Raw genomic sequence first — 11,694 nt, 5'->3', positions numbered from 1 at the left:
AAACCTACGTTGCGTTGCACTGCACTACGGTTGCACTGTCGCTTCGCTTTCGTGAAGAAATGAAACCGCTGCCGCTACGTTACACGGCGCTTTCGCGTAGAAAATAAAAGCCCCTGCTTTTCAGGGAAGAAACCTACGTTGCGTTGCACTGCACTACGGTTGCACTGTCGCTTCGCTTTCGTGAAGAAATGAAACCGCTGCCGCTACGTTACACGGCGCTTTCGCATAGAAAATAAAAGCCCCTGCTTTTCAGGGAAGAAACCTACGTTGCGTTGCACTGCACTACGGTTGCACTGTCGCTTCGCTTTCGTGCAGAAAACAAACCGCTGCCGCTACGTTACACTGCGCTTTCGCGTAGAAAATAAAAGCCCCTGCTTTTCAGGGGCTTTTATTTTTGCTATGATTAAATAGCATATTTATGAAAAAAATAGTCCTATGAGGAGGATTTTTAGTATGGCATTAGTATCTATGAAAGAGATGTTAATTAAAGCAAAAGCAGAAGGTTATGCGGTTGGTCAATTCAACATCAACAACCTTGAGTGGACTCAAGCAATTTTACAAGCAGCAGAAGAAGAGAAATCTCCAGTCATTCTAGGCGTTTCTGAAGGCGCTGGTAAATATATGGGCGGATTTATCTCCGTTGTACACATGGTAAAAGGTTTAATGGAATCTTATGGCACTACAGTACCAGTGGCTATTCATCTTGACCATGGTTCAAGCTTTGATAAATGTAAAGAAGCAATTGATGCAGGCTTTACTTCTGTTATGATTGATGCATCTCATCATCCGTTCGAGGAAAATATTGCGATTACTTCTAAAGTAGTTGAATACGCTCATGCGAAAGGTGTTTCTGTTGAAGCTGAGCTTGGCACAGTAGGTGGTGATGAGGATGGTGTAATCGGTGGTATTATGTACGCTGATCCAGAAGAATGCCGCAAAATGGTTGAGTTAACAGATATCGACTGCTTAGCGCCAGCACTTGGCTCTGTGCATGGTCCTTACAAAGGAGAACCAAACTTAGGCTTTAAAGAAATGGAAGAAATTTCAAACTTAGCTGACCTTCCATTAGTATTACATGGTGGTACAGGTATCCCAACAAAAGATATCCAACGCTCAATTTCATTAGGTACAGCAAAAATTAACGTTAATACTGAAAATCAAATTGCTGCTACAAAAGTAATTCGTGAAATTCTTGATAATGATAAAGTTGTTTATGACCCTCGTAAATTCCTTGCTCCAGCACGTGAAGCGATTAAAGCAACAGTTACTGGTAAAATTCGCGAATTCGGCAGTGCACAAAAAGCCTAATTTTTGCATCTAATATGTTACAAAAGCATAGATGAATACACATAATAAGAGAAGTGTTGATGCAAATGTCGACCTTCTCTTGTTTTTGAAATAATAATCAATTTCGCCTTGGCGTAATTGCGTCCGGATTTTGAATTGTGCCCGCACAATTCATTCCTTTGAAAATCCGTGACATCCGCCGGAGGCTTTATCTTCATTCAGCAGGTGTTTGGACATCCACTGAAAAATTAATCAAAATTGCATACATCTCACCACCTATAGAAGGGGGAGTCTTCTGCTGAATGAAGATAAATTTTTGGAAAATATTCTTTGATATAAGAAAATAGAGATCGGGAGGAAAAATTATGAAATTTTTCATTGATACAGCAAACTTTGAAGAGATTAAAGAAGCACACGCATGGGGTATTTTATCAGGTGTTACAACAAACCCATCATTAGTTGCTAAAGAAGAGAATGTTTCTTTCCATGATAGACTTCGTGAGATTGCGGAGCTTGTAGATGGCTCAGTAAGTGGGGAAGTAATTGCGCTAGATGCAGAAGGTATGATTAAAGAAGGCCTAGAATTAGCCGCTATTGCTCCAAATATTACAGTTAAATTACCGATGACACCAGCTGGCTTAGAGGCTTGTCGTTTCTTTGCAGATAAAGGTATTAAAACGAACATTACATTAATTTTTAGTGCAAACCAAGCATTAATGGCAGCTCGTGCAGGTGCTACATATGTATCACCATTTATCGGCCGTTTAGATGACATTGGTCAAAATGGTGTAGAGCTAATTGAAACAATTGCAGATATTTTCACAATTCATAATATCGATACGCAAATTATTGCTGCTTCCGTTCGTCACCCGCAACACGTAACAGCAGCAGCACTTGCTGGCGCACATATTTCAACAACTCCTTTTAAAGTATTAAAGCAACTTTTCAGCCATCCATTAACTGAAAAAGGAATTGAAGGATTTTTAGCGGATTGGAATAAGAGAAAAAGCGAATAATAAGATTATAAAGTGAGTCAATCGCAAAAAATTACTTTCCAATCATGAGGGAGAACGCAAAATGGATGTTTATAAAATTGCAGGCGAAAATCGTCTAAAGGGTACAATTAAAGTTAGTGGTGCAAAAAATAGTGCAGTCGCCTTAATTCCAGCATCAATTTTGGCGAACTCTCCAGTGACAATTGGAGGGTTACCGGAAATTTCCGATGCATGGACGCTAAAGGCATTATTAGAGGAAATCGGTGGAGAAGTTTCATTTAAGGATGGCATAATGACCATTGATCCAACAGATATGATTGCTTTGCCATTACCAAATGGTAACGTGAAAAAGCTTCGCGCTTCCTATTACTTAATGGGCGCCATGCTTGGTCGCTTTAAAAAAGCTGTAATTGGTTTACCTGGTGGTTGCTTCTTAGGGCCACGTCCTATTGACCAACATATAAAAGGCTTTGAGGCATTAGGTGCAAAAATCACAAATGAGCATGGAGCAATTTATTTACGTGCTGAAGAATTAATTGGCGCAAAAATATTTCTTGATGTTGCTAGCGTAGGAGCAACTATTAATATAATGTTGGCTGCAGTTCTAGCGAAGGGACGCACGGTTATTGAAAACGCAGCGAAAGAACCAGAGATTATTGATGTCGCGACTCTTCTTGCGAACATGGGCGCCAATATTAAAGGGGCAGGTACAAGTGTTATTCGTATTGAGGGTGTAGAGGAGCTTCATGGTACGGAGCACACAATTATCCCAGATCGCATTGAAGCTGCAACATTTATGATTATGGCTGCAGCAGTCGGTGAAGGCATTACAATCGATAATGTTATTCCACTGCATTTAGAGGCCATTATTGCCAAGCTTCGTGAAATGGGTGTGAAGATTGACATCGGTGAAGAAAGTATTTTTGTACCAAAAACGGACCTCTCTACATTGCATGCTGTTGATGTTAAAACATTAGTGTATCCTGGATTCCCAACGGATATTCAGCAGCCACTTGCTGTATTAATGTCTCAGGCATTTGGTTCCTCAAAAGTGACAGATACAATCTATACAGCTCGATTCAAGCATATTGATGAACTGCGTCGTATGAATGCCAATGCACGTGTAGAAGGAAATACGGCCATTATTACTGGCCCTAGTAAACTTCATGGTTCAACCGTAACAGCTACAGATCTTCGTGCTGGTGCCGCATTAGTATTAGCGGGTCTTTTAGCTGAGGGAGAAACAGAAATTCATGATATCTATCATATTGAACGAGGATATAGCTCACTTATTGAAAAATTACGTGATTTAGGCGCTAATATTCGACGTGAAACGATAATGGCACGCGTAGCAGAGACAAAGGAATAATGAGAGCTAAAAGTTTTCAACCAATTATGTTACAATAGAGGTAATTTGAATGTTTCGGCGAAAGACTTAAGCCGATAACGGGAGGCAAAACAACAATGGAACGTAGTTTATCGATGGAAGTAGTACGAGTAACAGAGGCAGCAGCAATCGCATCCGGGAAATGGATGGGACGCGGTTTGAAAATTGAGGCAGATGATGCAGCAACAACGGCGATGCGCGCAATGTTCGATACAATTCCAATGCATGCTACAGTAGTAATTGGTGAAGGCGAAATGGACGAAGCCCCAATGCTTTATATTGGTGAAGAACTTGGCTTACGTAATGGAGGTCCTCAAGTAGATATTGCGGTTGACCCTTTAGAAGGTACAAATATTGTGGCAAAAGGTACAAATGGTGCAATGACTGTACTTGCAATTGCAGATAAGGGTAATCTGCTAAATGCGCCTGATATGTACATGGAGAAAATTGCAGTAGGACCAGAAGCGGCTGGTAAGGTCGATATTAATGCTTCTGTTACTTATAATTTATTACAAGTAGCTAAAGCTAAAAATAAAGATATTTCAGATGTGGTAGCTACTCTTTTGGATCGACCACGCCACCAAGCAATTGTTGATGAAATTCGAGAAGCAGGCGCACGTATTAAATTTATTCAAGATGGCGACGTAGGGGCAGCAATAAATACTGCCTTTGATGAAACAGGTATTGATATTATGTTTGGTACAGGTGGTGCACCAGAGGGCGTAATTTCAGCTGTTGCATTAAAATGTTTAGGTGGAGACTTCCAAGCAAAACTAGTACCAGAAGATGAGGAACAGCTAGAACGTTGCAAAAAAATGGGTGTTGACGTAGATAAAGTTCTTCATTTAGATGACCTAGTTAAAGGCGACGATGCTATTTTTGCGGCAACTGCTGTAACAGATTGCGAGCTATTAAAAGGTGTTCAATATAAAGGAGCCTATGCATTAACACATTCAGTTGTTATGCGAGCTAAATCTGGAACTGTGCGATTTGTTGAAGGTCGTCACGCTCTTGATAAAAAACCTAGCTATAAATAAAATTTTCTTCTAAAATATACCTAGCGCATCTTTTGCGCTAGGTACCTTCTTCTAAATTTAAACCATCCCATAGTATTTTTAAGGTTATGTTATGCTTCTGTATTTTACATGGTTGGTTGGTGTACCCTTAGCGCTCAGTAAGGGTTTAACTACTGTTCTTGAAAGAGAACACTAACAGGTACAAAAAATCAACTAGTATAACGGAGCATTTCATAAAAAAACTTCAATGATAACCCCAATAATTGCATTATATTTTGAAAAAGACTGGAGTTGTGCATATGTCTGCATTGACAATCGCTCAATTAGAAAACATGACGTTAAAAGAGCTTTACGCCCTTGCACGCCAATATAAAATTTCATATTATAGCAAGCTAACGAAAAAAGAATTAATATTTGCTATTTTGAAAACGCGTTCAGAACAAGAGGGCTACTTCTTTATGGAGGGTGTACTAGAAATTGTTTCGCAAGAAGGTTTTGGCTTCCTTCGACCAATTAACTATTCTCCAAGTAAAGAGGATATTTATATTTCGGCATCTCAAATCCGCCGCTTTGACCTACGTAATGGGGACAAGGTGTCGGGGAAAGTGCGCCCACCTAAAGAAAACGAACGCTATTATGGACTACTGCAAGTAGATGCTGTTAACGGCGAAGACCCAGAAGTGGCAAAGGAACGTGTGCATTTTCCTGCATTAACGCCATTATATCCTGATCGACAAATTAAGCTTGAAACAACACAGCGCAATTTATCAACACGTATAATGGATTTAGTGGCACCTGTAGGTTTTGGTCAGCGTGGACTAATCGTTGCACCACCTAAAGCAGGGAAAACATCGTTATTAAAAGAAATAGCAAATGCCATTACAACAAATTATCCAGAGGCAGAGTTAATCGTATTACTTATTGACGAGCGCCCCGAGGAAGTAACAGATATTGAACGTTCTGTGAATGCAGATGTAGTGAGTTCGACTTTCGATGAGGTTCCAGAAAACCATGTGAAAGTTGCCGAAATTGTATTAGAACGTGCACGTCGTTTAGTTGAGCACAAGCGTGATGTTATTATTTTAATGGATTCTATCACTCGTTTAGCACGTGCTTACAACTTGGTTATTCCGCCAAGTGGTCGCACGCTATCTGGTGGTATTGATCCTGCTGCCTTCCATAGACCAAAACGTTTCTTTGGTTCTGCACGTAATATTGAAGAAGGTGGTAGCTTAACAATCTTAGCGACAGCTTTAGTGGATACAGGGTCTCGTATGGATGAGGTAATTTATGAGGAATTTAAAGGAACAGGTAATTTAGAACTTCATCTGGATCGCCAATTAGCAGAGCGTCGCATATTCCCTGCGCTTGATATTCGTCGTTCAGGTACACGTAAGGAAGAGCTTCTGCTTGAGCCTGAACAACTTGAAAAGCTGTGGGCGATTCGTAAAACATTCTCAGACGCGCCGGATTTTGCAGAGCGCTTCCTGAAAAAATTACGTACGACAAAATCAAATGAAGAATTCTTTGAAAAGCTAAATGAAGATATGAAAAAAGCTACTAAAGGTAAAGGCTTACTATAAAACCAGTGGGGATTTTATTATCCCCACTTTTTTGTTATATACCAATTATTAATACATTCAAAACTATTGTCAAACTTACATTTTGTATGATAATATAGTTTGGTATGTAACGTGTACATATGTAGCCGACATATTCGGGCTATGTAAGGTACAGTTCGATAATACTCTGTTCCAGATGGTTCAGGGCGAGAGGAGAAAACGAATATGAAACAAGGAATTCATCCAGACTACAAAGAAGCATCAGTAACCTGCTCTTGTGGTAACACTTTCAAAACTGGTTCAGTAAAAGAAAACATCGTTGTCGAGTTCTGCAACGAATGTCACCCATTCTATACTGGCCGTCAAAAATTCGCGTCTGCTGATGGTCGCGTGGATCGTTTCAACAAAAAATACGGTCTTAAAAACTAATGTTAGTTTAATACCTGCCAAGCATGTGCTTGGCAGGTATTTTTTTCAGTATAATCAATTATGCCTCGGCATAATTGTGTCCGGAATTGGCTTTGTGCATGCACAAAGAACTCCTTTTCGATTCCGTGACATCCGCCAGAGGTTTTGGCCAACAGATGTTTTTTGCGCGAAAGCGAAGCGGCAGCGGCATGAAGTTGGTCACCCAGTCGTTGCCACAGGACGTGGCGTTCTTAGACTGAGTTCTACTATTTCGGCGGGTGTTTGGACATCGTTGAAAAATAGATTAAGTCCGAATTCATCTCACCTTCTATAGAAGTGGGAGACTTCTGTACCTACCGCTGCCACAATGCTTTCGCGCATAAAACATCTGTCGCTACGCTTTCGGTACAAAAGTCATTTTGCTGAAAGAAGTTAAAACTTAAAACATGTTGATGCAAGTCTTTTCAAAATACAGATCGACCAAAAGAAAGGGAGAAGACAAAATGGCACAGCTATATTATAAACATGGTGCAATGAATAGTGGTAAATCAATAGAGATTTTAAAAGTTGCCCATAATTATGAAGAACAACTAAAGCCTGTAATGATATTTACTTCAGGTTTAGATACACGTGATGAGGTTGGTTTTGTTTCAAGCCGAGTTGGTTTACGACAACAAGCCATTCCAGTTTATGAGGATACAAATATTTTTGAACTAGTTAAAAACAATGATGTCAAACCATACTGTGTACTTGTAGATGAAGTGCAATTTTTGAAAAAGGCACATGTTTTACAACTAGCTAACATTGTGGATGAATTAGATATTCCAGTGATGGGCTTTGGTTTAAAAAATGATTTTCAAAATGAGTTATTTGAAGGCAGTCAGTACATGCTTACATATGCAGACAAAATTGAAGAAATGAAAACAATCTGCTGGTTCTGCCATAAAAAAGCGACAATGAATTTACGTGTTGATGAAAGTGGAAAGCCTGTTTATACAGGAGATCAAATTCAAATTGGAGGCAATGATTCTTACTATCCAGTTTGCCGAAAATGTCACGCACATCCGTCACTATAACCTACTTAAGATTAGATGACGTATAGAAAATTATAACGTTAAGAAAAAGTAGCATACACGCGAAATTTTCCTTATACTAAGTAGTGGAAATAAAGTATATTCAGTAAACAACCATTACGTTATAGCGTAATTCTAATTTAGAGTTTCTCTTTTTAGTGAAGCCATAAACGGGGAAACTTCTAAAAAAACTAAATAGAGGTGAAATCCATGTTTGATCGATTACAAGCAGTGGAGGATCGTTATGAAAGGCTTACAGAGCTTTTAAGTGATCCTGATATTGTGAATGATAGTAAAAAATTACGTGAATATTCCAAGGAACAATCAGATATCCAGGAAACTGTAGATACTTATCGTGAATATAAAAGTGTAAAAGAGCAATTAGCTGATACACGTGAGATGCTAGATAATGAAAAAGATCCTGATATGCATGAGATGGTAAAAGAAGAATTCAACCTTCTTAAAGATCAGCAAGAGGAATTAGAAGAACGTTTACGTATTTTATTAATTCCGAAAGATCCTAATGATAATAAAAACGTTATTATGGAGATTCGTGGGGCAGCTGGTGGAGACGAGGCGAATATTTTCGCAGGAGATTTATTCCGTATGTACACTCGTTATGCAGAAACTCAGGGCTGGAAAATTGACATAATGGAAGCGACGCCAAACCCAATGGGCGGCTATAAAGAAGTTATTTTCATGATTAACGGTCAAGGTGCCTATTCGAAATTCAAATTTGAAAATGGTGCACACCGCGTACAACGCGTACCAGCAACAGAATCTCAAGGGCGTATTCATACATCAACAGCGACAGTAGCTTGCTTACCTGAGGTTGAAGAAGTAGATGTTGATATCCATGAAAAAGATATCCGCGTTGATACATTTGCATCTTCTGGTGCAGGCGGTCAGTCGGTAAATACAACGATGTCTGCTGTTCGTATGACTCACTTACCGACAGGTGTTGTTGTATCGATGCAGGATGAGCGATCACAAATTAAAAACCGTGAAAAGGCAATGAAAATTCTTCGTGCTCGTGTTGCTGATATGTATTTGCAGGAAGCACAAAAGGAAATCGATGCTACACGTAAATCAGCTGTAGGTTCAGGCGATCGCTCAGAGCGTATACGCACATACAATTATCCACAAAACCGTGTAACTGACCATCGTATTGGTTTAACGATTCAAAAACTAGATCAAATCGTCGAAGGTAGACTAGACGAAATCATTGATACGCTCATTTTAGAGGAGCAAGCATCAAAGTTAGAGCGATTAAATGATGACCTATAATAATGTAATGGAGGCCCTTCAATGGGCTTCTTCTTTTTTAGTGGATAATGGTCGTGAGGAAACAGCAGCACGTATTGTAATGCAGCATATACTTGGCACTAGTTATTCAGGTGTTATGCTGCATCTACAGGATGTATTAACAGCTGAACAAAAAGAGAAATTTAAAGAACTGATTGAAGAACATGCGGACGGACGACCTGTGCAATATTGTGTCGGTAGTGAAGAATTTTATGGTCGCTCATTTATAGTCGATGAGTCAGTGCTTATACCTAGACCTGAGACGGAGGAATTAGTGCTTGGAACCATCAATCGTATGAGCAAAATTTTTAATCGACAAGCATTGAAACTAGCTGATATCGGCACGGGCAGCGGTGCGATTGCTATTTCTATGAAGCTAGAATGCCCAGCGTTAACAGTCGTAGCTACTGATTTATCGCAGGATGCTTTAGCAACTGCACAAAAAAATGCCCAACGATTAGAGGCAGATGTTGATTTTCGCTTAGGAGATTTAACGGCTCCTCTTTCGGGTGAAAAATTCGATATTGTGTTATCTAATCCTCCATATATTGCTTTTGATGAAGCGAAAGAGATGTCAAGTATCGTGTTAGAGCATGAACCACATAGTGCTCTTTTTGCAGAGGAAGATGGGCTTGTTTTATATAGAAAATTAGCCGAGCAGCTACCGGACTTTATGAATAAACCAGCACTGATCGGGCTAGAAATCGGTTATACACAAGGGGAGCAAGTGGCTAAATTCTTTAAAGATAGTTTTCCACAGGCTACAATTTCGATAGAAAAAGATATTAATGGTAAACCTCGAATGATTTTTTGTGAAATTCATGTATAAAGTATCTACTTCTTGCCAACAATGTTGAGCAAGGAGGGGTTTTTATGTTAAATGAATACAAGATTATAAGATTACCTAAACAAAATATCTTTCTAGCTTTTGCTAGACTAGTATTAATTGCAATAGCTTTACAACTATGCATTTTATATATTCCATCATTAGTAGGTTTTGCGAAGGGAAATACGAATCAGGAACAAGAAAACGATTTTCGTATACGTGTTATTGCGAATAGCAATACGTCACTAGATCAGTTGGAAAAAGAGCAACTTGTCAATGGATTAAAGCCGTATTTTAAACAAGTAGCAGCTACTACTGTTGGAGATGTGGATAGTAAGCAAATACGTTCATTAAAACAACAAATTGAAGCAGAAATAAAAGTAAATTATCCACAGCTTGATACACAGGTTGTACTTGGGGATAACTTATTTCCGCCAAAGAGACAGAATGCTATGCTATATCCACAAAATATGTATCATTCTATTGTCGTAAAAATCGGTGATGCACGTGGTGATAACTGGTGGTGCAGCATATTCCCATCGATTTGTGAACCAGATAAAGAACTAGATAAAGAAGAAGAGAAAGAAGAAAAGGAACAAGTTACATTCTTTATTTGGGAATGGATTAAAGGATTTTTTTGATGAATTGTGCACAAATTCAGATAACTTATACACAATTTTTAATAAGTTATAAACATTATGTGGATAATTCAGTAAAAACGACTACGTAAAGGAAGGTTTTAATCATGGAAACCGTTTGCAAGATTGTGGACAGTAATGTGAATAGTCAGATAAATTATGCACAGGCTGTGGATATCTTAAATGCAGGAGAGGTTGTAGCATTTCCAACTGAAACGGTTTATGGATTAGGGGCAGTTGCAACGAATGATACAGCAGTCAAAAAGATATTTGAAGCAAAAGGTCGCCCTTCGGATAATCCACTAATTGTCCACATTGGCACAAAAGAGGAGATTGAGCTTTATATTGAGCATATTTCAGAAGTAGCCAAAAAATGTATGGATTTATTTTGGCCGGGCCCTTTGACACTTGTTATGCCTGTAAAGCCAAATATACTGGCGAAAAGTGTAACAGCAGGGCTTGATACTGTCGGCATTCGTATGCCAGATCATCCAGTTGCACTAGCATTACTCCGACAATTAAAAAAACCGCTTGCTGCACCAAGTGCAAATCGTAGCGGAAAACCAAGTCCAACAGAGGCAATTCATGTGCAGGATGATTTAGGCGGGTACATACCTTATATTTTAGATGGAGGTTCTACAGGAATTGGACTAGAATCCACAGTGTTAGACGTTACACATGAGCCTCCAGTTATTTTGCGTCCAGGAGGAATCACTAAGGAAATGCTAGAGGCTGGAATTGGCCCTGTTATTCAGCCAACAAAAATAGAGCAAAAATTAGAGACTACTCCAAAAGCCCCTGGTATGAAATATACACACTATGCACCGAATGCCCCTGTGTTATTAATTGAATGTGATTTATCGAAAGTTAATGAGGCTGTACAACAATTACAAACGCAAGGGCACAAAGTAGCACTACTTGCCCCTGATAGCTTTGTTGACATCGAGACAGATTTTTATTTCTCGATAGGGGAAATTGGTAGTAAAGAAGAGATGGGGGCGACCCTGTATCATGCATTAAGAGCCTGCGATAAAACGGCAGCCACAATTATCTTAGCAACTACCACATCGACTGAAGGGGTAGGGGCTGCGATCATGAATCGACTTGAAAAAGCTGCTGGCGGGAAATGGTTTACACCATAGATAATCAGAATCTCTCATAAATAATAGTATGCTAGAAGTTTCTTCTGGCATGCTA

Annotated in this window: 12 protein-coding genes; all 12 read left to right on the top strand. The window is 39.2% G+C overall.

What is annotated here, in order from left to right; genetic code table 11:
* The first annotated feature begins 453 nt into the window (after positions 1–453).
* The gene (locus ACIQXF_RS20505; RefSeq protein ID WP_402786855.1) at positions 454–1,308 is read left to right on the top strand and encodes a class II fructose-bisphosphate aldolase; all 855 of its coding nucleotides are present in this window, start codon (positions 454–456) and stop codon (positions 1,306–1,308) included.
* Between the two features lie 344 nt (positions 1,309–1,652).
* On the top strand, positions 1,653–2,303 hold the full coding sequence (gene fsa, locus ACIQXF_RS20500; protein WP_402786852.1) for a fructose-6-phosphate aldolase: 651 nt from the start codon (positions 1,653–1,655) through the stop codon (positions 2,301–2,303).
* Between the two features lie 61 nt (positions 2,304–2,364).
* Positions 2,365–3,651 (top strand): UDP-N-acetylglucosamine 1-carboxyvinyltransferase, encoded by a 1,287-nt coding sequence (locus ACIQXF_RS20495; protein ID WP_402786849.1) that lies wholly within the window; start codon positions 2,365–2,367, stop codon positions 3,649–3,651.
* Positions 3,652–3,746: 95 nt separating this feature from the next.
* Positions 3,747–4,706 carry a class II fructose-bisphosphatase gene (gene glpX, locus ACIQXF_RS20490; protein WP_402786847.1) on the top strand — a complete coding sequence of 320 codons (960 nt, stop codon included), beginning with the start codon at positions 3,747–3,749 and terminating at the stop codon, positions 4,704–4,706.
* A gap of 278 nt (positions 4,707–4,984) precedes the next feature.
* Entirely contained in the window at positions 4,985–6,268 is a 1,284-nt protein-coding gene (gene rho, locus ACIQXF_RS20485; protein WP_283870713.1) for a transcription termination factor Rho, read from the top strand.
* Positions 6,269–6,472: 204 nt separating this feature from the next.
* Positions 6,473–6,676, top strand: a complete 204-nt coding sequence (gene rpmE, locus ACIQXF_RS20480; protein ID WP_249075165.1) for a 50S ribosomal protein L31 — start codon at positions 6,473–6,475, stop codon at positions 6,674–6,676.
* A 94-nt stretch (positions 6,677–6,770) separates the two neighbouring features.
* Complete coding sequence (locus tag ACIQXF_RS20475; RefSeq protein WP_402786842.1) at positions 6,771–6,989, top strand: hypothetical protein; 219 nt, start codon at positions 6,771–6,773, stop codon at positions 6,987–6,989.
* 169 nt (positions 6,990–7,158) lie between these two features.
* Positions 7,159–7,731 carry a thymidine kinase gene (locus tag ACIQXF_RS20470; RefSeq protein ID WP_402786840.1) on the top strand — a complete coding sequence of 191 codons (573 nt, stop codon included), beginning with the start codon at positions 7,159–7,161 and terminating at the stop codon, positions 7,729–7,731.
* 207 nt (positions 7,732–7,938) lie between these two features.
* Positions 7,939–9,015, top strand: coding sequence for a peptide chain release factor 1 (prfA, locus tag ACIQXF_RS20465; RefSeq protein ID WP_402786837.1), 1,077 nt, complete (start codon positions 7,939–7,941; stop codon positions 9,013–9,015).
* A complete protein-coding gene (prmC, locus tag ACIQXF_RS20460; protein ID WP_402786834.1) occupies positions 9,002–9,862 on the top strand; it encodes a peptide chain release factor N(5)-glutamine methyltransferase in 861 nt (286 codons plus the stop codon). Before prfA ends, prmC begins: the two co-directional genes overlap by 14 nt.
* Positions 9,863–9,906: 44 nt before the next feature.
* Entirely contained in the window at positions 9,907–10,500 is a 594-nt protein-coding gene (locus ACIQXF_RS20455; protein WP_402786831.1) for a stage II sporulation protein R, read from the top strand.
* 104 nt (positions 10,501–10,604) lie between these two features.
* Positions 10,605–11,639: an L-threonylcarbamoyladenylate synthase gene (locus tag ACIQXF_RS20450; protein WP_402786828.1), complete on the top strand. Its 1,035-nt coding sequence runs from the start codon at positions 10,605–10,607 to the stop codon at positions 11,637–11,639.
* Positions 11,640–11,694 lie beyond the last annotated feature (55 nt).

Source organism: Lysinibacillus sp. NPDC097231 (assembly GCF_044761885.1).
Taxonomy (GTDB): domain Bacteria; phylum Bacillota; class Bacilli; order Bacillales_A; family Planococcaceae; genus Lysinibacillus.
The sequence above is the reverse complement of the archived record's forward strand: the minus strand, read 5'-3'. Positions and strand labels throughout refer to the sequence as shown.

Excerpts from the sequence above, each read along its gene's own strand:
- fsa (WP_402786852.1), top strand. The coding sequence starts at position 1,653 with ATGAAATTTTTCATTGATACAGCAAACTTTGAAGAGATTAAAGAAGCA.
- ACIQXF_RS20450 (WP_402786828.1), top strand. The coding sequence starts at position 10,605 with ATGGAAACCGTTTGCAAGATTGTGGACAGTAATGTGAATAGTCAGATA.
- prfA (WP_402786837.1), top strand. The coding sequence starts at position 7,939 with ATGTTTGATCGATTACAAGCAGTGGAGGATCGTTATGAAAGGCTTACA.
- rho (WP_283870713.1), top strand. The coding sequence starts at position 4,985 with ATGTCTGCATTGACAATCGCTCAATTAGAAAACATGACGTTAAAAGAG.
- glpX (WP_402786847.1), top strand. The coding sequence starts at position 3,747 with ATGGAACGTAGTTTATCGATGGAAGTAGTACGAGTAACAGAGGCAGCA.
- ACIQXF_RS20495 (WP_402786849.1), top strand. The coding sequence starts at position 2,365 with ATGGATGTTTATAAAATTGCAGGCGAAAATCGTCTAAAGGGTACAATT.
- ACIQXF_RS20470 (WP_402786840.1), top strand. The coding sequence starts at position 7,159 with ATGGCACAGCTATATTATAAACATGGTGCAATGAATAGTGGTAAATCA.
- ACIQXF_RS20505 (WP_402786855.1), top strand. The coding sequence starts at position 454 with ATGGCATTAGTATCTATGAAAGAGATGTTAATTAAAGCAAAAGCAGAA.
- prmC (WP_402786834.1), top strand. The coding sequence starts at position 9,002 with ATGATGACCTATAATAATGTAATGGAGGCCCTTCAATGGGCTTCTTCT.
- ACIQXF_RS20455 (WP_402786831.1), top strand. The coding sequence starts at position 9,907 with ATGTTAAATGAATACAAGATTATAAGATTACCTAAACAAAATATCTTT.
- rpmE (WP_249075165.1), top strand. The coding sequence starts at position 6,473 with ATGAAACAAGGAATTCATCCAGACTACAAAGAAGCATCAGTAACCTGC.